The sequence below is a fragment of the Phenylobacterium sp. genome, from assembly GCF_046590535.1.
Classification (GTDB): Bacteria; Pseudomonadota; Alphaproteobacteria; order Caulobacterales; family Caulobacteraceae; genus Phenylobacterium.
Genome location: NZ_JBKJTG010000245.1, coordinates 1 through 23,388, shown reverse-complemented (window position 1 = coordinate 23,388; position 23,388 = coordinate 1). Strand labels below are relative to the sequence as shown.

The window sequence follows — 23,388 nt, the reverse complement described above, 5'->3', positions numbered from 1 at the left end:
TTCGGCCAGGGTGCAGCCGTCGGCGCCGACGTTGCCGCCGGCGACCCGCAGGCGCTGGCCGCGACCGCCGTAGGCGTAGCTGTCCTCGTCGTAGCGGCTGCCGTAGCGCTCGGCTCTGCGGTCGTAGCCGTAGGGCTGGGCGTAGGCGCCGTCGTTGTAGCCGTACTGCGGCGCATAGCCGTTGTAGCCGTCGTAGGAACTGCGGGGCGCGTTGTACGGGACCTGGCCGCCGTTGGCGCAGGCCGCGCTGCGGTTGCCGACCACCGCGCCGCCGATGGCGCCCAGGGCGCCGCCCAGAAGGGCGCCGTCCTGGCGGTTCTTGCGGGCCCCGGCGTTGGCGCCCACCGAGGCGCCGATGGCGCCGCCCAGCAGGGCGCCGACCACGCCGCGGTTGCTGGAATCGCGGCGGCAGGGGTCGTAGTAGCCGCCGCCGTTGGCGCCGGCATAGGCCCCGTAGGGTTGCGCCGAGGCGGTGGCCGCGGCGCTCAGCGCCATGACGCCGGCGGCGGCGGCGAGACTGGCCTTGGCGAAGGTGGAACGGGTGGTCATCTGGGTCCCTCGGGAGAATGGCGCCGCACGCCCGTGGCGGCTTCACCCGGACCATCGGCCGGCGAAGCTGAACGGCGATTGATCGGGCCGTTCATCTTCGTTGAGGAGCGGTAAAGCCGAGCGCCGACGCAAGCTTGCCTGTAAGAGACCCCGGATGCGCCGCCATCGTTCTCAATCGCGTCCCCAGCCGCGTCCCGGCCCGCCCGTGGAGGTGGTCATCGAGGCCATCGGCGGGGAGGGCGACGGCGTCGCGCCCGGCCCGATCTTCGCCCCCTACACCCTGCCGGGCGAGCGGGTGCGGGTGACCGGCGCCGGCGAGCGCCGCGAGTTGGACGCGGTGCTGGAGCCCAGCCCCGACCGGATCGCGCCGGTGTGCCCGCACTTCGGGGTCTGCGGCGGCTGCGCCCTGCAGCACTGGGCGCACGGCCCCTACCTGGCCTGGAAGGTGGAGCGGCTGGCCGCCAACCTGGCCCGCCAGCAGATCGAGACCGAGATCCTGCCGCCCTTCGCGGTTGGCCCCGGGACCCGCCGCCGGATCGCCCTGCACGCGCGGCGCGGCAGCCGCGACGCGGCCCGGCTGGGCTACAAGATGCGCAAGTCCTGGGACCTGGTGGACATCGCCGTCTGCCCGATCTCGGATCCGGTCCTGCAAGCCGCGATCCCGGCGCTGAAGCGGCTGGCGGCGCCGCTGTTCGAGCACCCCAAGTCCGCGCCCACCCTGCACGTGACGCTCACCGCCACAGGGCTCGACATCGACATCACCGGCGTGGAAGCCAAGAGCGGCGGCCTGTCCGCCGACGCGCGCATGCAGGTGGCCGAGCGGGCGGCGGCGGCCGGCTTCGCCCGGGTCACCGTGGCCGGAGAGGTCGCCTACCTCGCCAACCTGCCCGGCGTGCGGCTGGGCGCGGCCAGCGTCGCCCTGCCGGCCGGCGCCTTCCTGCAGGCGACGCGGGAGGCCGAGGTGGCGATGACGGCCTTCGTGAAGGCGCAGGCCCAGGGCGCCACCCGCATCGCCGACCTCTATTGCGGGGTGGGGACCTTCACCTTCCACCTGGCGGAGCTCGCCCCTGTGCATGCGGCGGACGCCTCTGCGGAGGCCATCCAGGCCCTGGTCTCGGCCCTGGCCACCGCGCCGGGGCTGAAGGGCGTCACCGCCGAAGCCCGCGACCTGGCGCGCCGGCCGATGCTGGCCCAGGAGCTGAAGAAGACCGACGTGGTGGTGTTTGACCCGCCCCGGGCCGGCGCCGCCGAGCAGAGCGCGGAACTGGCGCGCTCTAGCGTGTCCCGCGTGATCGGCGTCTCCTGCAACCCGGCGACCTTCACCCGCGACGCCCGTACCCTGATCGACGCGGGCTTCGCGTTGGACCGCGTGCTGCCGGTGGACCAGTTCCTCTGGTCGCCGCATGTAGAATTGGTGGGCGTGTTTTCCCGCTGAGGGCGCCCCATATGAGCGGCATGGTTGCTCTTTCCGTCCTCGATCTTTCGCCGATCCTGCAGGGGGGCGACGCGGGCCAGTCCTTGCGCAACAGCCGCGACCTGGCGCAGCACGCCGAGCGGCTGGGCTACCGCCGGTTCTGGCTGGCCGAGCACCACAACATGCCGGGCGTGGCTAGCGCCGCGACCTCCGTCGCCATCGGCTTCGTGGCCGAAGGCACCTCCACGATCCGGGTGGGGGCGGGCGGGGTGATGCTGCCCAACCACGCGCCGCTGGTGATCGCCGAACAGTTCGGCACCCTGGAGGCGCTCTACCCGGGGCGCATCGACCTGGGCGTGGGCCGCGCGCCAGGGACCGACCAGGTCACCGCCCGGGCGTTGCGGCGCAACCTGACCGGCGACGTGGACCAGTTCCCGCAGGACGTGGTGGAGCTGATGGCCTACCTCCAGCCCGCCCAGCCGAACCAGATGATCCGTGCTGTGCCCGGCGCCGGGTCGCAGGTGCCGGTGTGGATCCTGGGGTCCAGCCTGTTCGGGGCGCAGCTGGCCGCGGCGCTGGGCCTGCCGTTCGCCTTCGCCTCGCACTTCGCCCCGGCGATGATGGAGCAGGCCCTGCAGATCTATCGCCAGCGGTTCGAGCCATCTGAGACGCTGGCGACGCCGCACGTGATGCTGGGCCTGAACGTGGTGGGCGCGGAGACCGACGCCCAGGCCCGCCACCTGTTCACCTCCCTGCAGCAGGCCTTCCTCAACCTGAGGACCGGCCGGCCGGGACCGCTGCCGCCGCCGGTGGACGACATCGAGCGCCGGCTGGAGGAGGCGGGCCTCGGCGGTGGCTCGGACGCCCTGCGGATGGCGGTTGTGGGCGGCCCCGAGACGGTGCGCGCGCGCCTGCAAAGCTTCACTGAGCGCTATCAGCCCGACGAGATCATGGTCACCGCCCAGATCTTCGACCACGCGCTGCGGGTCCGCTCCTTCGAGATCGCCGCGGCGGCGCGGGACGAACTGGCCCAGGCGGCCTAAGTCCCAAAGAGATCAATCTGGCCGCCGATCTTGGGCGGCACGCGGAACTGGCCGTGGTCCAGGCCGTCGAATCGAAACTCCAGGCCGTAGCGCTTCCTGGCGGCCCGGAAGCGCGCGGCCATCAGGTCAGCGATCGGCCCCTCGCCCTTCATGCGCTTGCCCCACTGGGCGTCATAGTCCTTGCCGCCGCGCATCTGGCGGACCAGCGACATCACCCGGCTGGCGCGGTCGGGGTGGTCGCTCTCCAGCCACTCGCGGAACAGGTCCTTGATCTCCCGGGGCAGGCGCAGGGCCACGTAGCCCGCGCCCCGGGCGCCGGCGCCGGCGGCGCGCTCCAACACTGCCTCCATCTCATGGTCGTTGAGGCCGGGGATGACCGGGGCGAACATGACGATCACCGGCACGCCTGCGTCGGACAGCCGCCGCACAGCCTCGATTCGCTTTTCCGGAGTGGCGGCGCGGGGCTCCATGGAGCGGGCGAGCTTGCGGTCGAGGGTGGTGATTGACACTGCCACCCGCACCAGGTTGCGGGCGGCCAGCGGCGCCAGCAGGTCCAGGTCGCGGGCGATCAGCGCCGACTTGGTGATTACCGAGAACGGGTGGTTGAAGCGCCCCAGCACCTCGATCACCTGGCGGGTGACCCGCAGGCGGCCCTCCTGCGGCTGGTAGGGGTCGGTGTTGCCGCCGATATGGATGGTCTCGGGCACGTAGCGCGGCCGCGACAGCTCTGCCTCCAGAAGGCGCGCGGCCTCGGGCTTGAAGAACAGTTTGGTTTCGAAATCGAGGCCCGGGGACAAGCCCATATAGGCATGGGCGGGGCGGGCGTAGCAGTAGATGCAGCCGTGCTCGCAGCCTCGGTAGGGATTGATCGACGCCGAGAAGCCGATGTCGGGGCTGTCGTTGCGGGTGATGATCACCTTGGCCTTCTCGGGAGAGACAGTTGTCGCAGGCGACTCGGGCAGTTTGTCGTCGGCCGTCCAGCCGTCGTCGAAGGCTTCGCGGACCTGGGATTCGAACCGCCCGGTGGCGTTGGAGCGCGCCCCGCGGCCACGAATCTGGTGGGTGAAGGTAGTCACGGCCGAAGCGTAACGCCGTGTGTAGAACAAAACAAGAACCACGTTGACGGGACGGGCGCATCGACGGCTTGTCGGGCCATGCTCTCGGTGATCATCGATGCGGGCCAGGCGCCGCGCGGCCTTGCCCTGCTTCTCGCGCAGCTGACCGCCGGCGCGGTGGACGGGCTGGTGCGGGAAGTGTTCATCGCCGGCCCCGTGGACGCCGCCATGCTGGACGCCCTGTGCGACGAGACCGGGGCGGAGCCGGCGGTCTCAATTGCGGCCGCGGTTGGGCAGGCGAAGTCGCCGATGCTGCTGGTGCTGCCGGCGGACCTGAGGCTGCGGGACGGCTGGATCCGCCAGATCGGCGACCATCTGGCGCGCGGCGGGACCGGCGGCGTCGTGGCGGGGCTGGACGGCGGGCTGCTGCGGCGGGGGCCGCGCGGCGTGCTAGTCGAGCGAGGCCGTGCGGCCGGCGTCGGCGACGCTGACCTGCAGCGGCTGCGCCGCGCCCTGGGTCTTCGGCCGCAGCGTCTGGGCTAGGTCGAGGCGGGCGTCCACGAACCGGGCGCCGGTGGCCACCGCGTCGAGGGTGGCCGAGTCCTGACCCCACATCCTGCGGTAGGTCCAGTAGGCGGCCATCACCTTCTCCACGTAGTTGCGGGTCTCCACCGAAGGCAGGCTTTCGACGATCATCAGCGGGTCGTCCTCGCCGACCATCTGCACGGTCTTCAGCAGCGTACCCGGGCCGCCGTTATAGGCCGCCACCGTGCGCAGGATGTCGTAGCCGACGCCGCGCTCCATCAGCCAGGTGACGTAGTCCTGCCCCACCCGCAGATTGAAGGCGGGGTCCAGCAGCGGGCTCATGTCCGCCTTCAGCTTGTCGTCGCCGGCGGCGCGGGCGGCGGCCTCGGGCATCAGCTGCATCAGGCCTACGGCGCCCACCGGCGAGCGCGCCAGGGGGTCGAAGCGGCTCTCCTGGCGGACAATGGCGTAGACCAGCGCCTTGTCGATGGTGAAGCCCCACTTGGGCTCCAGAACCGGGGTTGGATAGTCGCCGGGGGTGGCGTAGCGGCGCGCCTGGGTCTGCGCGGCGGATTGCGGGAGGGCGGCGATCAGCGCGGTCCATTGGGCTTTCTCAGCCGGCTTGGAGAGCGCCAGGCCGGCGCGCAGTTCCTGGCGGGCCTCGTCCAGCCGGCCGATCTGGGCCAGGGCGGCCGCGCGGTGGGCGCGCGGGTTGGCCAGGTTGAAGACGGCGAGGTCGGCGTCGGGCGCCTGGTAGGAAGCCAGCACCAGCTGGCCGGTCTGGGCCTGCGCCTGGGCGGCCTGCAGCCGGGCCTGACGGTCGGCGATCATGCCGTAGAAGGTCTCCTGGCTCTGGGCGGCCTGGGCCAGGAACCCCCGCGCGGCGGTGGGGTCGCCCAGGGCGGTGGCCGAACGCGCCGCCCAGAAGGCGCCGGCGGCGCGCAGCCAGGGGTCCTCGTCCTGGTCGCGGGCCAGGCGACCGAAGGCCTGTTCGGCGGCGGCGTAGTCCTTCAGCCGGTAGGCCGCCATGCCGCCGATCCAGCGTTCACCCACGGCGGTGGCCAGTTCGAAGGCGCGTTTGGTGTCACCAGAGTAGAAGGCTTCGCGCGCTGGGCGGCTGCGATCGGGACCGGACCTCGGGTCGTTGTCGGCGGGGACAAGGCCAGTGGTTTCCGGTTGCGGGAGACCAGCGGCCTCGGCAGGCTTGCGCTTGGCGGCCAGGCTGAAGATCCGGTTGGCCAGGGGCAGGTCGCGGAACTTGGCCAGCCACGAGGCCAGTTCGTCGAAGCTCGCCTTGTGGGCGGTCGGGTGCATGAGCTGGCGGAAGGAGAGGTAGCCGAGGAGCGACTCGTCCTGGATTTCGGCGGCCTGCATCTGGGCGCCGATGAAGTCGCCGCCGTCCGCAGCGTCGAAGGCCTGGGCGTAGGCCTGCGCGTCGCTGCGGGAGAGCGGTTGCGGTGAGTCAGCCGCCGCTGTTGCGGCGATTGAGGCGGCGCACATCAGGGCCGAGACCCCGACGCACAGGCGCTTTTGGAGCGTCATGCCGTCTATTTCCGCGTGGCTCATCTACGCGAGCGAACCGCGGTCCTTTTCCCAAACGAAGCGGCGAAGCTAGGCGGGGCGGTCCGGACGATCAAGTCTTTCGGCCACGGTCAAAAGGTCGCTCCAGGCTCTTTTCTTGGCTACGGGCTGCCGCAGCAGGAACGCCGGATGCAGGGTCGGCATGGCCGGAAGCTCCATCTTACCATCGTTCGAGCGCCACTCGAACCAACGGCCCCTAAGCGATAGAATTCCTTCATCTTTCTTCAACATGGATTTGGCCGATGCGCCGCCCACCAGAAGCAGCATCTGCGGCTTCACCAGGGCGATGGCGCGCTCCACGAACGGAGCGCAGATCATCTGTTCGTGAAGGGTGGGCGTGCGGTTGCCCGGCGGGCGCCAGAACACCGTGTTGGTGATGAACACCCGACCCGTCAGGCCGGCGGCGTCCAGCATGCGGTCGAGGAGCTGGCCAGCCCGCCCGACGAAGGGCTCGCCGCGCTGGTCCTCCTCCGCCCCCGGACCCTCGCCCACCAGCATCAGCGGCGCCGCGCGATCGCCCCTGGAGAACACCGCGCGGGTGGCGCCCTCGTAGCGCAGGGGGCAGGCCTCGAAGCCGGCGATGGCCTCGGCCAGGGCGTCGAGGTCGCCGGCAGCGGCGGCCAGGGCCTGAGCCTGGGCCACGGCGGCGGCCACGTCGGGGACGGGGGCGCCCACCAGCCGGGGTGGGGCGGGGGTGGCAGGCTTGCGGCCCGGCGGGGGCTGCGGCGGCGCGATCCGGCCCGCCGCGATGCGATCGACGGGGGCGTCGAGCAGCATGGCGTCGACGCCCGCGTCCGCCCAGAAGGCGAGCAGGCTCTCGGCGAGCTGGGCGTTGGAGGGCTCGGACATCAGCGGCACTCTTGGCCGGGGCGGTAGGCATTGTCAGCCCCCGATCGACGGGCGCGATGACCAGGGCCGTGCGCACCGCCCCTGGGTCCCAGCTCTCCACCCCGCTGGCGCGCCCGTTCAGGCAGGCCATGTGGTCCGCCGCAACGGCGGCGGGGTAGGCCTCAGTACTTCACCGACACCTTGAGGCCCCAGACGCCCAGGCGGGGCCGCACCTGGATGGGCGCGCGGGCGGCATGCGTGGTGGGGGGCGTCCAGCTCAGCCGGTAGCGCACCAGGTAGCCGTCGTGGTCCGACAGACTGGCGGCCTGACCGCCGGCGAACAGGGTCTCCACGCGGATCGGGCGGACGTCCACGGGCGCGCTGGGGGCGAAGGCCTGCAGGTCCTGGGAGCGCAGCCAGGGCGGGGTCTCGCCGGGCGGCGCCGCGCCGTCGCAGGCGTTGGCCGGGTCGTGGCAGAACTCGCTGACCACCTTGTAGGGCCGCGACTCCGCCCGGTGGCCGTAGCGGTCCGGGGCGTTCCTGACGTTGAAATCGCCGCCCACCAGGAGGGGCGCGCCGGGCGTGCGATGGGCGCTGATGAAGCCGATCAACTCCTCGGTCTGCAGGTTGTGGGCCGCCAGGGAGCGGGCGAGGGGGACCCTGGCCGCGCGCCGGGCGTTGAGGTGGGTGTTGACCACGTCGACCCCGCCCGGGACATCGGGCAGGTCCAGCCGGGCCAGCATCACCCCCTTGTTGGCCAGGCAGTCGAGGCCGGCGCAGTAACGGTAGCCGGCCGTGCGAACCTGGGCGATAGGGGCGTCACTGAGCAGGTGCAGGCCGGCGCCGGTGAACTTGCCCCAGCCCTCGCCGGAGAACAGGTAGCGCACCGCGCGGAAGCGGCGGCCGTCCGGCGGCGGCGGGTCCGGTGCGCGATCCGCGCGGGTGGGTCCCTGCGCCCAGTAGCGGTAGCCGCTGGCCCGCACCAGGTCGCCGACCTCGCCGCGGAACCCCTCCTGGATCAGCACAACGTCGGGCTGACGGCCCTCGCGGCGCATGGCGGCGAGCTCCGCGCCGATCCCCCTCAGCGCCTCGGCGCGGCCGAGCGCCAAGGGCCAGGGCAGGCCGCGCACATTGTAGGTGAGGACGCTGAGCTCGGTGGTGTTTAGCCCGGCCGGGGCATCCGGCGCCGGCGTAGCCGCAAGCGCAGGCGCCATGGCGATCGCCGCCAAATAAATCATTCGCCGCTCCCAGACCTGCGGACCAGAGCCGGCGGCCATGACTTGCGGCGCGCTGTTCGGCTTTGTCCGCGTCGTTAAGATGCAGCCGGATGTCTATTGATCTATTTGCCGGCGGGGTCCGTTTCACTTGAGTCCGTGACGGCTCCATGAAGGCGGCGGCAACCCTTTCTTGAGGGGCTGGGGCGGCTCGACTCGCCCCGAAAAAGTTCGGCCTGCGCGCGGCGCCGAACCGGGCTGCCCGGCGTTACCCGTCTCAGGCAAATTTCGCATTCTTAAGTCCGGGACCCCAACGCAATGGCCACGACCAATGGCGGTACGCCGCGCACCTCGAAACCCACCGTGGGCCGGGGTGGGGAGACCCATCAGACGGCGTCGGCGCCGGACGCCCGGCTGACCACCAACCACGGGGTCCCGATCAGCGACAACCAGAACTCCCTGAAGGGCGGCCCGCGGGGCCCGACCCTGCTGGAGGACTTCATCCTGCGGGAGAAAATCCAGCATTTCGACCATGAGCGGATTCCCGAGCGCATCGTCCACGCCCGCGGCTCGGCGGCGCACGGCTTCTTCGAGCTGACCCAGTCCCTCTCGGCCTACACCCGCGCCAAGGTGCTCACCGAGGTCGGCAAGCGCACCGAGGTGTTCACGCGGTTCTCCACCGTCGCGGGAGGCGCGGGCTCTGTCGACACGCCGCGCGACGTGCGCGGTTTCGCGGTGAAGCTCTACACCGTGGAGGGCAACTGGGACCTGGTGGGCAATAATATCCCGGTGTTCTTCATCCAGGACGCCATCAAGTTCCCCGACCTGATTCACGCGGTGAAGATGGAGGCAGACCGCGGCTATCCGCAGGCGGCCAGCGCCCACGACACCTTCTGGGACTTCATCGGCCTGATGCCGGAGAGCACCCACATGATCATGTGGGCCATGTCCGACCGCACGATCCCGAGGTCGCTGCGGATGATGGAAGGCTTTGGCGTCAACACCTTCCGCCTGCTGAACGACGAGGACGAAGCCACCTTCGTGAAGTTCCACTGGCGGCCCAAGCTGGGGACCCAGTCCACCTGCTGGGACGAGGCGGTGAAGCTGGCCGGGGCGGACCCGGACTACCACCGCCGCGACCTGTTCGAGGCCATCGACGGCGGCGACTTCCCCGAGTGGGAGTTCGGCGTGCAACTGCTCACCCAGGCGCAGGCCGACGCCTTGCCCTTCGACATCCTGGACGCCACCAAGCTGATCCCCGAGGAGCTGCACCCGATCCGGGTGGTCGGGCGCATGGTGCTGGACCGCAACCCCGACAACTTCTTCGCCGAGACCGAGCAGGCGGCTTTCCTGCCTACCAACATGCCGCCGGGGATCGACGTCTCCGAGGACCCGCTGCTGCAGGGCCGGCTGTTCTCCTACCAGGACACCCAGCTGTCGCGTCTGGGGACGGTGAACTTCCACCAGATCCCCATCAACCAGGCCAAGGGCTGCCCCTTCCAGAACCTGCAGCGCGACGGGCATATGCAGACGAAGGTGTTCCAAGGTCGCGCGAACTATGAGCCCAACAGCCTGGCCGACGCGGGCGAGGCGGGTGGCCCCCGGGAAGACCCGAAGAGCGGGTTCCGCTCCTTCGCCCAGCCGCTGGAGGCGACCAAGGTGCGGCTGCGGGCCGAGACCTTCGCCGACCACTACAGCCACGCGCGGCTGTTCTTCCGCTCGCAGACCGCCATCGAGCAGGCGCACATGGCCAGCGCCCTGGTGTTCGAACTGTCGAAGGTGACCCTGGACCACGTCCGCAGCCGTATCCTGGCCAATCTGCAGAACGTGGACGTAGACCTCGCCAAGCGGGTAGCCGCGGGGCTGAACGAGGCGCTGCCGGCCAAGTCGCTGGCGGCGGTGGAGCCCATCGAGATGGCCCCGTCCGAGGCGCTGCGGATCGTCGGCAAGTATCCGCCTACCCTGAAGGGCAGGGCGGTGGGCGTGCTGGTCACTGACGGCGCCGATGGGGCGGTGGTGGAGGCGGTGCGCGCCGCGGCGCTGGCCGAAGGTGCGACGGTGAAGATCGTGGCGCCGAAGATTGGCGGCGTGACCCTGAAGGGCGGCAAGAAGCTGAAGGCCGATGGCCAGCTAGCCGGCACGCCCTCGGTGGTGTTCGACGCCGTGGCCCTGGTGCTGTCCGACGCCGGCTGCGCGGACCTGCTGAAGGAGGGCGCGGCGGTGGATTTCGTCAGCCACGCCTTCGGCCACCTCAAGGCGATCGGGTTCACGCCCGAGGCACAGCCGCTGCTGGACAAGGCGGGCGTGGAGCCTGACGCGGGAATCGTGGACGTGTCCGGCGGCGCCGAGGCGTTCATCAAGCCCGCGCGCACCCGTCAGTGGGACCGTGAGCCGAAAGTGCGCACCCTGGCCTAGCTGTCCGGCCCGAACGCAGCGGTGAGTTCGACGACCACGCTCTCGCGGCGCCAGTCGTAGCGGGCCTCGCCGCCAAGCTGGCGGGCTTCGCAAGCGGCGCCCGGCGCGGCGGGTTTCCCGCGCGTCGCCGGGTTCGGGCTTGACCGCCGCTACGTGACCTTCGGATAAGTCGCCTGAAGGATGAAGGGATACCGGACATGAGCGAGGCCGCCGCCCACGAAGAGCGCGAAGCCATGGAGTACGACGTGGTGATCGTCGGCGCCGGGCCCTCAGGCTTGGCCGCCGCCATCCGCCTCAAGCAACTGGCCGCTGAGGCCGGCACCGAGGTGAGCGTCGCGGTGCTGGAGAAGGGCTCCGAGGTGGGCGCCCACATCCTGTCCGGCGCGGTGATCGACCCCAAGGCGCTGAACGAGCTGTTCCCCGACTGGAAGGCCATGGGCGCGCCCCTGGAGACCCCGGTCACGGAGGACAGATTCGTCGTGCTGGGGCCGCAGGGCGACCTGGACATCCCCATGTGGCCGATGCCGAAGTTCATGCACAACGAGGGCAACTACATCGCCAGCCTCGCCAACATCTGCCGCTGGCTGGGCCAGCAGGCCGAGGCGCTGGGCGTCGAGGTCTATCCGGGCATGGCGGCGTCGGAGGCGGTGTTCGACGAGGAGGGGCGGCTGAAGGGCGTGGTGGCCGGTGTGTTTGGCATCGACCGCAACGGTGAAAAGGGAAGCGACTACCAGCCCGGCATCGAGCTAAACGGCAAGTATGTGTTCATCGGCGAAGGCGTGCGCGGCTCCCTGGCCAAGCAGCTGAAGGCGAAGTTCGACCTCTGCGCCGGCTGCGACCCGGAGAAGTACGGCATCGGGCTGAAGGAGGTCTGGCAGGTGCCGGACGAGGCCTTCACGCCTGGCTTGGCGCAACACACCGTGGGCTGGCCGCTGGACGACAAGACCGGCGGCGGCAGCTTCATGTACCACTTCGGCGACAACTACGTGGCGATCGGGTTCGTGGTGCACCTGAACTACAAGAACCCCTGGCTGTCGCCGTTCGACGAATTCCAGCGCTTCAAGCACCACCCGGAGATCGCCAAGCACCTGGAGGGAGGCAAGCGCATCGCCTATGGGGCTCGCGCCATCAGCGAGGGCGGACTGCAGTCGGTGCCGAAGCTCCATTTCCCCGGCGGCGTGCTGCTGGGCGACTCAGCCGGCTTCGTGAACGTGCCGCGCATCAAGGGCAGCCACAACGCCATGAAGAGCGGGATGATGGCGGCCGAAGCCGCCTACGCCGCCATCCAGGCTGGCCGGTCGCGCGACGACCTCGTGGAATACGAGCAGGCCTACCAGGCCTCCTGGGTGCGCAAGGAACTGCACCTGGTGCGCAACGCCAAGCCGATCCTGACAAAGTTTGGGACGCTGCTGGGCGGGGCGATCGGCATGTTCGACATGATGGTCACCAATGCGCTGGGCGGCTTCTCCTTCTTCGGGACCATGCATCACACCAAGTCGGACGCGGAATCCACCGGCCTGGCCAAGGACCACAAGCCGATCGTCTATCCCAAGCCCGACGGGGTGCTGTCCTTCGACAAGCCTTCCAGCGTCTTTCTGTCGAGCACCAACCACGACGAGAACCAGCCTGCGCACCTGCGGCTGAAGGACCCGTCGATCCCGATCTCGGTGAATCTGCCCCGGTTCGGGGAGCCGGCCCGGCTCTACTGCCCGGTCGGGGTCTATGAGGTGCTTTACGACGAGAAGGGGGAGAACCCGCGGTTCCAGATCAACTTCCAGAACTGTGTCCACTGCAAGACCTGCGATATCAAGGACCCCTCGCAGAACATCGTCTGGACCACACCGCAGGGGGGCGGCGGACCGAACTACCCCAACATGTGAGGGTGGCCGCCCTTGCGGCGGCTCGCCCCAGCCCCCAAAGTCGAGCGATGCGACTTTCCCTGATCTACGCCTGCGCTCCGCTGGTCCTTCTGGTGGCCTGCGCCGGCGGCTCACCTGACGTGGGCGCCGCGCCCGGCACGGCGGTGTCGTCCTACGGCATGTTCCTGGCCGGCGATGCGGCCCTGGCCGACGGCCGAAGCGGCGAGGCGTCGAAATTCTTCGAGATGGCCCGAGCCGCCGGCGGCGATGAGACGCTGGTCTCCGAACGCGCGTTCACCGCAGCCCTGATGGCCGGAGACATCACCAAGGCCGCGGCTCTGGCGCCCACCGGCGACCAGGCTTCGGAGGCCTCGAAACGCCTGGGCCGGCTGGTGGGCGGGGTCGAGGCCCTGGCCACCGGCAAGGGCAAACCGGCCCGCGAGTTGCTGGCGGTGGAGACTATCGGGTTCCCGCACCGCTCCGCCGCGGCGCTGCTGTCACCCTGGGCCGCCGCCGAGGCCGGCGACCTGGACGCCTCACTGGTCCGCCCGCAGGTGCGCGGCGACGCTTTCGTCGAGTACTTCGGCCAGCTCGGCCAAGCCTACCTCTATGAGCGCGCCCGCCGCTACGACGAGGCCGAGACCGACTTCAAGGCGATCACCTCCACCGATGCATCCAGCGAGCTCGCCTTGCTGGCCTATGGCGGCTTTCTGGAGCGGCGCGGCCGCAAGGCTGAGGCGGTGACGCTCTATGACGCGGCCCTGGTCGGCGAGACCGGCAGCATCGCCCTGCGCGGCGCCCGGGCCCGCGCCGCCGCGGGCAGGGCCGCGCCACCGGCCCCCTCGATCCGCGAAGGCGCGGCGCTGGCGCTGATGGCGCCGGCCGCCGGCATGGTCACCGCCAAGCAGACCCAGATCGGCGTGGCCTACCTGCGCCTGGCGCTCAGGCTCGATCCGCAGCGCAACGACGCCTGGCTGATGATCGGCGACTTCCTGCAGGCCTCCGGCGACAGCGAGGCGGCCCGAGCCGCCTATGGCCGGCCAAAGCCGGGCTCGGCGGAGTATCCCACCTCCCAGGCCAAGCTCGCCTGGACCTACCAGAGCGCCGGCGACAAGGTGACCGCCATCAAGCTGGCCCGCGCGGCGGCCGCCACCGGCGACGCGGACGCCCGCCTGACGCTGTCAGATCTCCTGCGCAGCAACGACCAGTACCCGGAAGCCGCCGAGGTGCTGAACGGGCTGATTCGCGACGAGAAGGACCCCGACTGGCGGCTCTTCTACGCCCGCGGCGTGGTGCTCGACCGGCTGGGCCGCTGGCCGGAGGCTGAGGCCGACCTGCTGGCGGCGGTCAAGGCCCGACCCAATGAGCCGGAGCTGCTGAACTACCTGGGCTACACCTGGATCGACCGCGGCGAGCGGCTGCCGGAAGCCATGGCCATGGTCGAGAAGGCGGTGGCCGCCAACCCGCGCTCCGGCGCCATGGTCGACAGCCTGGGCTGGGCCTACTACCGGATGGGCGACTACAAGAAGGCCATCGAGCGCCTGGAGCAGGCGGTCGAGCTCGAGGCCGGCGATCCCGATATCAACCATCACCTGGGCGACGCCTACTGGCGGGTGGGTCGGCGCGACGAGGCGGTGTTCCAGTGGCGGCGCGTGCTGACCCTGAAGCCGGACGCCAAGACCAAGGCGGCGGTCGAGACCAAGCTGGCCACGGGCCTTGGACCTGACGGGCCGGCGAAGAAGATCGCTGGGCAATAGTCCGTGGCCACAGCCTTCGCCCCGGCCAAGGTCAACCTCTACCTGCACGTGGGCGCGCCTGACGCTTGCGGCTACCACCCGATCTGCAGCCTGATGGCTTTCGCGGACCTGGGCGACCGGCTGAGCGCGCAAGCCGCCGACGCCATGGACCTGAAGGTGCACGGGCCGTTCGCCGGCGCCTTGGCGGGGGAGGGCGACAACCTGGTGCTGCGGGCGGTCCGCGCCCTGCTGGCGCAGGCCCGCGCGCCGGTGGAGCCCGTGGCGATCTCCCTCGAAAAGCGGCTGCCGGTGGCCTCGGGCCTGGGCGGCGGGTCCAGCGACGCCGGGGCGGCGCTGCGCCTGCTGAGGCAGCACATCGCGCCAGACCTGGACGATGCGGGCCTGGAGGCGTTGGCCGCCGGTCTGGGCTCGGACGGGGCGGCGTGCCTGTGGGGCCGGCCGGTGATCGCGCAAGGACGGGGCGAGCGGCTGTCGCCGGCGCCGGGGTTTCCGCTGCTGGACGTGGTGCTGGTCCATGCCGGAGCGCCGGTCTCCACCGCCGAGGTCTACCGGCGCTACGACGCGCTAGGGGTGTTCGGCGACGTGACGCCGCCGGCGCCGCCCGGCCCCTTCGACAGCGCCGCCGAACTGGCCGGCTGGCTGGGATCCCTGCGCAATGACCTGGAGGCCCCGGCCATCGACGTGGCGCCGCAGGTGGGTGCGGTGCTGGAGACCCTGCGCGACGAGCCGGAGACCCTGCTGGCCCGGGTCTCGGGGTCCGGCGGCGCCTGTTTCGCGCTCTGCGCCAGCGACATCGAGGCCGAGAGTCTGGCGGAGCGCATCGAGGCCCTGGCGCCCGCCTGGTGGGTCCGCCGCTGCCGCCTGGGCGGGCCTTGGGACGAGGCGACGTAAGTTCCGGGCGTCTGCACACAACTTCTACCGAGGGCGACCTGTAGGCCGTCACCGCTCGCGTCCAACAGAAACATGCAACTTTTCCGTGCATATTTCCCCAGCTCGTGTCAGTGAAGTGCGTCGCCTCGGCGCGCGACGCGACGGGCCATTGCCGTGAATCCTCCTAGCAAGGCCCCCTGAAAAGGACCATTCCCATGTGCGTTGATACCGACGAGGAGACTCGCACCAAGGTCACGAATTTCTCCAGCTATGGTTACGGCTACAACTTCGGCGACGCGATGAACAATCCGGGCGGCACCTTCGTCACTGTCTCCGAGGTCGTTGTGGAGGCCTCGGCTCCGAAGCCGGTAGAGATCGTCACGCGAGGGCCAATCGCCCTTGATGTCGTCTTCGTTCGACATATGCCGTTTGCGGTTCTCGGTGCAGTCGGCTGGCTGGACAACATCAATGTGCCCGCGGAGCCGACACCCTGTGTAAGCGCCGCACCGGCGGGAACCACGATCGACGCCGTTAACCGTCATGCCCGGTACGTGGGCGACTCCCTGGCGGTCCTGCATGCGAACACGGGAAACGAGTATTCGGCCTTAATCTACCGGCTCGCCGACGGTTCCCTACATCAGACGACGCCCTTTACGACCAACGAGCCGGGGCGTGTCGGCGCCACCACCCTGCAAACGCCGGCCGGTTCGACGGTCGTCGCCCGGGTCCATACCCATTCCTATTCGGCTACGGGGCAGCAGGCATGGCTTTCAGCCGCCGACCGGCAAATGGTACGCGACCTTATCGCCGACGCGACCCTCCGTGGTCTCAATGAGGTGGATCCGAACATGCTTAGCTATATCGCCACGCGGCATCCCAGCGGGGACAACCAGACCTGGGTCTATGACAAGAACAACCTCGACCAGGAAGGGCCCAGCTGCAACGTGCAGGGGACCCCGCCGGTCTAGGGACCCGGAATCTACGCCCGGCGCTTAGGCGCTCGGCGTAAGCTTCGAGTTGGGGGAATGCCGTGTTCAGGGACTCGACCGCCATTCGGCAGAGCGGTCCGAACCTTCTTCGAGCGGCGAATAACCGGGACGCAGAGCTTGTCGCGGATGACATGCGGGAGTCTGACCGAATCGACTTCACAGCCTGCACATCCGTCCCCGCAGAGCTTGCCCTCCTTTGGGGATTCAGGGCGACTTCGAACAGGTTTGCATGGGAGCACCTTGGAGAGTGCGTTGCTGTCGCGGGCATAAAGCAGGTTGATGCCGGGCCGGCCATCATCTGGATGGCCGGGACAAGCGCGTTCGACCGTGTCCTCGCATCGGGCGGCACACGGCTCTGCAGGATTTGGCTGCATGTGATCGCGGAGGGTCACAATCGCCTATTCTGCACCATACCGGAGAGCAACCATCGCACACGACGCTGGCTTGAATGGCTCGGCTTCGTCTCGTTGGCCCGCAAGGTCAACTTCCGCGGACTGGGGCACACCTGTGTGGAGATGCATCTGACGAGGTCGGTTTAACCACGACGAGTTGAAGGCGCGCAACCCCCGGCTGTGTTACTCTTGGGTCCGTGCGATGGAGGCGATAGATGCGCATACTGCTTGCTGTGACGGTCGCGTTTGTTTGCGTGGGTGCGCCGAGCACGGCTTCGACGCTCCGCGGCAGCGCCGATGTAAGTCTGATCCCGTGGGGAGAGTTCAGTCGCAGCATCGGCGCGCGGAGCGAGCAGCCGGCTAGGGTGGAGATTCTCCGCGTCGTCAAGCGCAGGGATGGCAGTGATGTCTCACCAGCCACTTTCTGGGTGTTGGAGAAGACGATGGGCGGTGGGGATCGGCCCAAGCATCGGGAGTGGGCGGATAGTCGCACCTGCCCAACTCTCGTGCCGAGCCTAGCGCAACTCGAAACCCTTCAACTCCCAAGGATCAAGGTGCTGCCGGCGGCGCGCTCGAACGCGCGGATACCGCCATTGCGGATACCGGCTGTCGATAGTCCATCCTATTCCATTTCGGCTCTGGCCCGTGAATCTAACGGCGACCTTGGCCGTCTCGAGATAGACGGCCCCGCAACGGGCGCCGCGGCTCTGTGGGTCGAGGCGACCCTGCGGGCGACCCGGCGGTGTTGGCGAACGAACCCGCCCATCTAGAGCAGCTAATTCCGAGTTGACGGGTGGCGGCGCAACGAAAAACGGGAGCCCCGGAGGGCTCCCGCTGTCCGTCCCGAAAAGGGCTTCTCCGCTAGCTGTGATAGGCCCGCTCACCGTGCTCGGTGATGTCCAGGCCTTCTTCCTCGGTGTCCGCGTCCACCCGCAGGCCGACCGTGAACTTGATCACGAAGAAGACGATGGAGCTGGCGATGGCCGACCAGGCGACGGTGACCAGCACCGCCTTCACCTGGGCCATCACCTGCGTGGCCATGACGTAGGTGGCTGTGTCGCAGGTGGAGATGTCGCCGTCCGCCATGCAGGTGGTGTAGTCGACCACGCCGGCGCCGCCCCAGGCCGGATTGACCAGGAATCCGGTGGCGATGGCGCCGACGATGCCGCCGACCGCGTGGATCCCGAAGGCGTCCAGGCTGTCGTCGTACTTGAGCGCGTTCTTCACCGCCGAGCAGAACAGCACGCAAACCGGGCTGACGATCAGGCCCAGGACCAGCGCGCCCATCGGACCGGCGAAACCGGCGGCGGGCGTCACCGCCACCAGGCCCGCGACCAGGCCGGACGCCAGGCCCAGCATGGAGGCCTTCTTGCGGGTGATCCACTCGGTGATGGTCCAGGAGAAGCCCGCCGCCGCCGTGGCGATGAAGGTGTTCATCATGGCCAGGGCCGCATAGCCGTTGGCTTCCAGGTTGGAGCCGGCGTTGAAGCCGAACCAGCCCACCCACAGGAGGCCAGCGCCCACCAGGGTCAGGGTCAGGGAGTGCGGCGGCATGGGTTCGCTGCGGTAGCCCTTGCGGGCGCCCAGGATCAGCGCGCCCACCAGGGCCGCGACGCCCGCGTTGATGTGCACCACGGTGCCGCCAGCAAAGTCGATGGCGCCCATGGCCCAGATCAGGCCGGCCTGGATCGGATCGGTCGGCGCGGCTGCCACCGCGTCGGGACCCGCCCACCACCAGACCATGTGCGCGAGCGGATAGTAAGAGAGCAGCGGCCACAGGACCGCGAAGATCAGCACCGCGGCGAACTTCATGCGCTCGGCCACGCCGCCCAGCACGAGGGCGGCGGTGATGCAGGCGAAGGTCATCTGGAAGGCGATGAAGGCCAGTTCCGGAATGACCACCCCGGTGGAGAAGGTGGCCACGTTGGAGGCCGGCGTGACCCCCGAGAGGAACAGCCGGCTGAATCCGCCGATGAAGGTGTCGAGACCGCCTCCGTCGGTGAAGGCCAGGCTGTAGCCCCACAGGACCCAGGCCATCATTCCCACGACCGTGACCGTGGAGACCTGCATGAGCATGGAGAGCATGTTCTTCTGCCGCACCAGGCCGCCGTAGAACAGCGCCAGGCCCGGGATGATCATCAGGAGCACCAGCACCGTGGAGATCAGCATCCAGGTGGTGTCGCCCTTGTCGGGAGCAGGCGCCGGGGCGGCCGCGGCTGGCGCCGCAGCCTCCGGAGCCGCGGCCGCGGGCGCTGCGGCGGCGATCCCGCCGGGCGCGGCCAGAGCCGCCTCGGCCGGGGCCGCAGCCGCCGGCGCTTCCTGAGCGTAGGCAGGCGCGGCCAGCGGCGCTCCCACCATGGCGGCGGCGAGCAGCAGCCCCGCCAGCCGGTTCTTGGCAAAGAATTTCATCAGTTTTCCCCTTGTCCCGATGCTGTCGCTAGAGCGCCGCAGCGCCGGTTTCGCCCGTGCGGATGCGCACGGCGTCGGCCACGTCGATGACGAAGATCTTTCCGTCACCGATCTTGCCGGTGGCGGCCGCGGCCTTGATGGCCTCCACGGCCTTGGCCGCGGCGGCGTCATCCACCACGGCCTCGAGTTTCACCTTGGGCAGGAAGTTCACCTGGTACTCCGCCCCCCGGTAGATCTCGGTCTGCCCCTTCTGCCGGCCGTAGCCTTTGACTTCCGAGACCGTCAGCCCCTCGACGCCGGCGGGGGCGAGCGCTTCGCGCACGTCGTCCAGCTTGAAGGGTTTGACGATCGCCATGATCAGTTTCATCCGCTCGCTCCCGCGTAAGCCCCAGGTTCGGGGCCCGCCCCTCTGTTGATCGAAGACCGCCGCGCAACGTCCCCAGGCGCTGCGATCGACCAGACGCTACCGGGCGAGGGCCGCCGGATGACGCGCTGCAACAGAGGTGGGCCCAAGAACCAGGCGCCCGCTGCTTTACTGGGCGGTCGCCGCGCTAGGCGCCTGAAAATTGGGCGGAATGTCGCCCCACAGGCTGCAAGCGTCACCGTGGCATGGCCGGAAAGCGCTGAATTTCCGGCGGTTTGGCGCCGGCTGTTCACGAACCCGTGATCAGGGCAACTGACCAGCTTTGCCGCGCGCTGTACGGCGAACCTCCGTCATGCCGAGGCGTTCTTGGGGGGCGGCGTGAGGCTGACAGACAGCAACGAAAAGGGATTCACATGCGCCAGATTCACCTCGTAACCGCCGCCGCCACTGCCGCTCTGCTGCTGGGCTGCGCGCAAGGCGCTGCAGCCCAAACGCCCGCCGCCGCCACCACCGCCAAGACCCAAGCCGCCGCCGCCCAGGCGACCGGGAAGGCCACCACTGACGGCCCGGCCAACACCTCGGTGCAGGGAACGGCCGCGGCCATGAAGCAGGGCGCCGCTCCTGTCACGGCTCAGGCCGGCGCGACTGTTACGCCTTCGATGACCGTCGGCATGGCCAAGCCCGTGGTCGCCGCGGGCGACCTGGTGGAAACCGCCAAGGCGTCAGGCCAGTTCACCACCTTTCTCAAGGGGATCGACGCCACGAACCTGACGGCGGTGCTGAAGAACAACAAGAACCTGACCGTGTTCGTGCCCACCGATGCGGCCTTCGCGGCCCTGCCGGCCGGCGCGCTGGACAGGCTGATGGCCGATAAGGCGGGCCTGCAGAAGCTGCTGACCCACCACGTGATCAACGCCTCGGTGGATTCCAGCAAGATCACCGGCAAAAAGGGCCCGGTCACCTCGGTCGCCAACGACGCCATCGAACTGGACGGCAGCGAGGACGGCCGACTGATGGCCGACGGCGCGACCATCATTCAAGCCGACGTGCGCGCCACCAATGGCATCCTGCACGTGGTCGACAAGGTGATGATGCCGGCCGCCACGGGAGCCACCGCCGCAGCGGCGCCCGCCTCCGCGACGGCCGCTGTTCCGGCCGCGGCGACGACAGTTCCGGCGCCGACCGCGGGAACCAAACCCAAGGCTCAGCAGTAAAGCTTAGACAACAACGGGGTGGGGCGTTCGCGACTTCACAGAGAACCCAAGGAGCAAGACCGATGACCCTCAAGACCCTCGCCGCCGCAGCGGCCATCTCCGCCCTGATGTCGGGCGCCGCGCTCGCCCAGCAGCCCATGCCGCATAAGAACATGCCGGGCCACACCATGCCCGGCGCGGACCACAAGATGCCAATGCCGGGCCACACCATGCCCAGTGCGGACCACAAGATGCCGATGCCCGGCCACACCATGCCCAGTGCGGACCACAAGATGCCCATGCCGGGCCACACCATGCCGATGCCTAGCACCACGACGGACACCACCACCGGCGCGGTGACCACAGACACCACCACGTCCACGGACGGCACGACGACGGCCACTTCGGCCACCAGCTACGCCTCGGGCGCCAGCGTCACCACCTCGCTGACCACCAACGGCCCGGTTCCGGACACGGCTGAAAACCGCGCCAAGTACGGCATGCCGATGTCGAACGCCGGCAAGCGTACGGCCGCGCGTGGCAACTAGTTCGAACCTGCGCCGGGTCTCCGGCGCAGCTTGAAGCGAATGTCGGCGGGCCCTATGGTCCGCCGACTTTTTGTGCGCCTGCGAACAAGCCCTTTCCGATGACCGACAAGCCGCTCTCGTTTCAGGGCCTGATCCTGAAGCTGCATGATTATTGGAGCCGTCAGGGCTGCGTGATCCTGCAGCCGCATGACGTGGAAGTGGGGGCGGGCACCCTGCATCCGGCGACGGTGCTGCGCGCGCTCGGCCCCAAGCCGTGGCGGGCCGCCTATGTGCAGCCCTCGCGCCGACCGGCCGACGGGCGCTATGGGGAGAACCCCAACCGGCTGCAGCACTATTACCAGTACCAGGTGATCCTGAAGCCCAACCCCGACGACCTGCAGGACCTTTATCTGGGATCGCTCAGCGCCATCGGGCTCGACACCCGCCTGCACGACATCCGCTTTGTCGAGGATGACTGGGAGAACCCCACCGTGGGCGCCTGGGGCCTCGGCTGGGAGGTCTGGTGCGACGGCATGGAAGTCACCCAGTACACCTACTTCCAGCAGGTGGGCGGTCTCGACGTGTGGCCGGTGGCCGGCGAACTGACCTATGGGCTGGAACGCTTGGCCATGTACCTGCAGGGCGTCGACCACTTCACCGACCTGGCCTTCAACGACCCCGACGGGCCGGAGCCGCGCACCTATGGCGAGGTGTTCCTGGAGAACGAGCGCCAGCAGTCGGAAGCCAACTTCCACCTCTATGACGTGGCCACCCTGAAGCGGCAGTTCGAGGACATGGAGACCCAGGTTCCGCGCCTGCTGGAGGGCCGCGGGCCGCAGGGCCAGCGCACCGTGCTGCCGGCCTACGACCACGTGCTGAAGGCCAGCCACCTGTTCAACCTGATGGACGCGCGCGGGGCGATCGCGGTGGCCGAGCGGCAGAGCTACATCGGCCGCATCCGCGATCTGACAAAGATGTGCGCCGAGGCCTGGGTCGCCAACGAAGGCGGGAACGGCTGACCCATGTCGCAGCTACTGCTCGAACTGTTCTCCGAGGAAATTCCCGCGCGCATGCAGGCGCAGGCAGCCCGCGACCTGGAGCGTATGGTGCGCGAGCGGCTGGCCGCCGCGGGCCTGCTGCCCGAGGCGCTGAAGACGTTCGCCGGGCCCCGCCGCCTGACCTTGGTGGCCGAGGGGCTGCCCGCCGCGCAGAGCGAGCGGCACGAGGAGCGCAAGGGTCCGCGGGTCGGCTCCCCGGACCAGGCCATCGCGGGCTTCCTGCGCTCTACAGGCCTGACCCGCGACCAGCTCACCGAGAAGGATGGGGTCTACTTCGCCCATCTCCACAAGGCTGGGCGCCCGACGGCGGAGATCGTGGCGGAGATGGTCGACGCCATCGTGCGCGGCTTCCCCTGGCCCAAGTCGATGACCTGGGGGCGCGGGACCCTGCGCTGGGTGCGGCCGCTGAAGCGGATCGTCTGCATCTTCGACGGCGCGGTGGTCCCCTTCTGGATCGACGAGATCCAGAGCGGCGAGGTGAGCGAGGGCCACCGGTTCATGGGTGACGCCCAGCCGTTCAAGGTGAAGGACTTCGACACCTATCAGGCGGGCCTGGCGGCCCACTTCGTGGTGCTGGACGCCGAGGCGCGCAAAGAAAAGATCATGGTCGCGGCCACGACCCTGTGCTTCGCGCGGAACCTGGAGCTGGTGGAGGACGCCGGCCTGCTGGACGAGGTGACCGGCCTGGCCGAATGGCCGACCCCGGTGCTGGGCGACATGGACCCGGAATTCCTGGACCTGCCGCCGGAGGTGATCCGCACCTCCATGCGCACCCACCAGAAGTATTTCGCGGTGCGCGACCCGGCCACCGGCAAGCTCGCCCCGCACTTCATCACCGTGGCCAATATTGAGGCGCCGGATGGCGGCAAGGCCATCGCGCAGGGCAACGCCAGGGTTCTGTCGGCGAGGCTGAGCGACGCCCGGTTCTTCTGGACCGAAGACCTGAAGACCAAGCTGGAAGACCGGCTGGAGAAGCTGGAAGGGGTCACCTTCCACGCCAAGCTGGGCACGATGCGCGAGCGGGTCGCCCGGATCGAGGCCCTGGCCGGGGAGATCGCCCCCTTGGTCCGCGACGACGCCGAGACCAAGGCCCATGCGGTGCTGGCCGCGCGCCTGTGCAAGGCCGACCTGACCACCGGCATGGTGGCCGAGTTCCCCGAGCTGCAGGGCGTCATGGGCGGCTACTACGCCGAGGCCGAGGGGCTGGACCCGGAGGTCTGCGACGCCATCCGCCACCACTACCGCCCGCAGGGGCCGGGCGACGCCATCCCGACACAGGCGGTGGCCGCGACGGTGGCGCTGGCCGACAAGCTGGACACGTTGGTTGGCTTCTTCGCCATCGACGA

At 69.5% G+C, this 23,388-nt stretch carries 19 protein-coding genes; 12 read left to right on the top strand and 7 right to left on the bottom strand.

Translation table 11 applies throughout. The features are described from left to right. Positions 1-549: hypothetical protein (locus ACLL81_RS15320; RefSeq protein WP_411289227.1), on the bottom strand; the 549-nt coding region annotated here is incomplete at its 3' end. A gap of 154 nt (positions 550-703) precedes the next feature. Between ACLL81_RS15320 and ACLL81_RS15315 the strand changes: the two genes are divergently transcribed. Together ACLL81_RS15315 and ACLL81_RS15310 are read left to right on the top strand one after the other, a co-directional pair. Next, positions 704-1,984, top strand: a complete 1,281-nt coding sequence (locus ACLL81_RS15315) for a class I SAM-dependent RNA methyltransferase (RefSeq protein ID WP_411289226.1) — start codon at positions 704-706, stop codon at positions 1,982-1,984. Between the two features lie 20 nt (positions 1,985-2,004). Further along, on the top strand, positions 2,005-3,006 hold the full coding sequence (locus ACLL81_RS15310; protein ID WP_411289228.1) for an LLM class flavin-dependent oxidoreductase: 1,002 nt from the start codon (positions 2,005-2,007) through the stop codon (positions 3,004-3,006). Here ACLL81_RS15310 and ACLL81_RS15305 read toward each other — a convergent pair. Then, the gene (locus ACLL81_RS15305; RefSeq protein WP_411289225.1) at positions 3,003-4,082 is read right to left on the bottom strand and encodes a PA0069 family radical SAM protein; all 1,080 of its coding nucleotides are present in this window, start codon (positions 4,080-4,082) and stop codon (positions 3,003-3,005) included. The genes ACLL81_RS15310 and ACLL81_RS15305 overlap by 4 nt on opposite strands. 78 nt (positions 4,083-4,160) lie before the next feature. On the opposite strand from ACLL81_RS15305, the gene ACLL81_RS15300 reads away from it, so the two are divergent. After that, positions 4,161-4,604 carry a cell wall biosynthesis glycosyltransferase gene (locus ACLL81_RS15300; protein WP_411289224.1) on the top strand — a complete coding sequence of 148 codons (444 nt, stop codon included), beginning with the start codon at positions 4,161-4,163 and terminating at the stop codon, positions 4,602-4,604. Here the strand turns inward: ACLL81_RS15300 and ACLL81_RS15295 are convergent. The 3 genes from ACLL81_RS15295 to ACLL81_RS15285 form a co-directional block, all read right to left on the bottom strand. Beyond that, positions 4,512-6,128, bottom strand: coding sequence for a transglycosylase SLT domain-containing protein (locus ACLL81_RS15295; RefSeq protein ID WP_411289223.1), 1,617 nt, complete (start codon positions 6,126-6,128; stop codon positions 4,512-4,514). The genes ACLL81_RS15300 and ACLL81_RS15295 overlap by 93 nt on opposite strands. 69 nt (positions 6,129-6,197) lie before the next feature. Further along, positions 6,198-7,016: a uracil-DNA glycosylase gene (locus ACLL81_RS15290; RefSeq protein WP_411289222.1), complete on the bottom strand. Its 819-nt coding sequence runs from the start codon at positions 7,014-7,016 to the stop codon at positions 6,198-6,200. A 161-nt stretch (positions 7,017-7,177) separates the two neighbouring features. Next, positions 7,178-8,233, bottom strand: coding sequence for an endonuclease/exonuclease/phosphatase family protein (locus tag ACLL81_RS15285; RefSeq protein WP_411289221.1), 1,056 nt, complete (start codon positions 8,231-8,233; stop codon positions 7,178-7,180). Positions 8,234-8,527: 294 nt separating this feature from the next. Between ACLL81_RS15285 and ACLL81_RS15280 the strand changes: the two genes are divergently transcribed. The 5 genes from ACLL81_RS15280 to ACLL81_RS15260 all read left to right on the top strand — a co-directional run bounded on the left by ACLL81_RS15280 (position 8,528) and on the right by ACLL81_RS15260 (position 16,078). Beyond that, a complete protein-coding gene (locus ACLL81_RS15280; RefSeq protein ID WP_411289220.1) occupies positions 8,528-10,624 on the top strand; it encodes a catalase in 2,097 nt (698 codons plus the stop codon). Positions 10,625-10,821: 197 nt separating this feature from the next. Next, positions 10,822-12,504, top strand: coding sequence for an electron transfer flavoprotein-ubiquinone oxidoreductase (locus ACLL81_RS15275; protein ID WP_411289219.1), 1,683 nt, complete (start codon positions 10,822-10,824; stop codon positions 12,502-12,504). Positions 12,505-12,551: 47 nt separating this feature from the next. Further along, positions 12,552-14,240, top strand: coding sequence for a tetratricopeptide repeat protein (locus ACLL81_RS15270; protein ID WP_411289218.1), 1,689 nt, complete (start codon positions 12,552-12,554; stop codon positions 14,238-14,240). Between the two features lie 3 nt (positions 14,241-14,243). Beyond that, complete coding sequence (locus ACLL81_RS15265; protein WP_411289217.1) at positions 14,244-15,131, top strand: 4-(cytidine 5'-diphospho)-2-C-methyl-D-erythritol kinase; 888 nt, start codon at positions 14,244-14,246, stop codon at positions 15,129-15,131. Between the two features lie 194 nt (positions 15,132-15,325). Next, positions 15,326-16,078: a hypothetical protein gene (locus ACLL81_RS15260; protein ID WP_411289216.1), complete on the top strand. Its 753-nt coding sequence runs from the start codon at positions 15,326-15,328 to the stop codon at positions 16,076-16,078. Positions 16,079-17,352: 1,274 nt separating this feature from the next. Here the strand turns inward: ACLL81_RS15260 and ACLL81_RS15255 are convergent. Both ACLL81_RS15255 and ACLL81_RS15250 read right to left on the bottom strand, forming a co-directional pair. Then, the gene (locus ACLL81_RS15255) at positions 17,353-18,900 is read right to left on the bottom strand and encodes an ammonium transporter (protein WP_411289215.1); all 1,548 of its coding nucleotides are present in this window, start codon (positions 18,898-18,900) and stop codon (positions 17,353-17,355) included. A 28-nt stretch (positions 18,901-18,928) separates the two neighbouring features. Beyond that, on the bottom strand, positions 18,929-19,267 hold the full coding sequence (locus tag ACLL81_RS15250) for a P-II family nitrogen regulator (protein WP_411289214.1): 339 nt from the start codon (positions 19,265-19,267) through the stop codon (positions 18,929-18,931). A 410-nt stretch (positions 19,268-19,677) separates the two neighbouring features. Here ACLL81_RS15250 and ACLL81_RS15245 point away from each other — a divergent pair, with 410 nt between their 5' ends. The 4 genes from ACLL81_RS15245 to glyS all read left to right on the top strand — a co-directional run. Beyond that, positions 19,678-20,478 carry a fasciclin domain-containing protein gene (locus ACLL81_RS15245; RefSeq protein WP_411289213.1) on the top strand — a complete coding sequence of 267 codons (801 nt, stop codon included), beginning with the start codon at positions 19,678-19,680 and terminating at the stop codon, positions 20,476-20,478. 62 nt (positions 20,479-20,540) lie between these two features. After that, positions 20,541-21,005, top strand: a complete 465-nt coding sequence (locus ACLL81_RS15240) for a hypothetical protein (RefSeq protein WP_411289212.1) — start codon at positions 20,541-20,543, stop codon at positions 21,003-21,005. A 98-nt stretch (positions 21,006-21,103) separates the two neighbouring features. Beyond that, complete coding sequence (locus ACLL81_RS15235) at positions 21,104-22,003, top strand: glycine--tRNA ligase subunit alpha (protein ID WP_411289211.1); 900 nt, start codon at positions 21,104-21,106, stop codon at positions 22,001-22,003. Between the two features lie 3 nt (positions 22,004-22,006). Beyond that, the coding region (gene glyS / locus ACLL81_RS15230; protein ID WP_411289210.1) for a glycine--tRNA ligase subunit beta at positions 22,007-23,388 on the top strand (1,382 nt) is incomplete at its 3' end.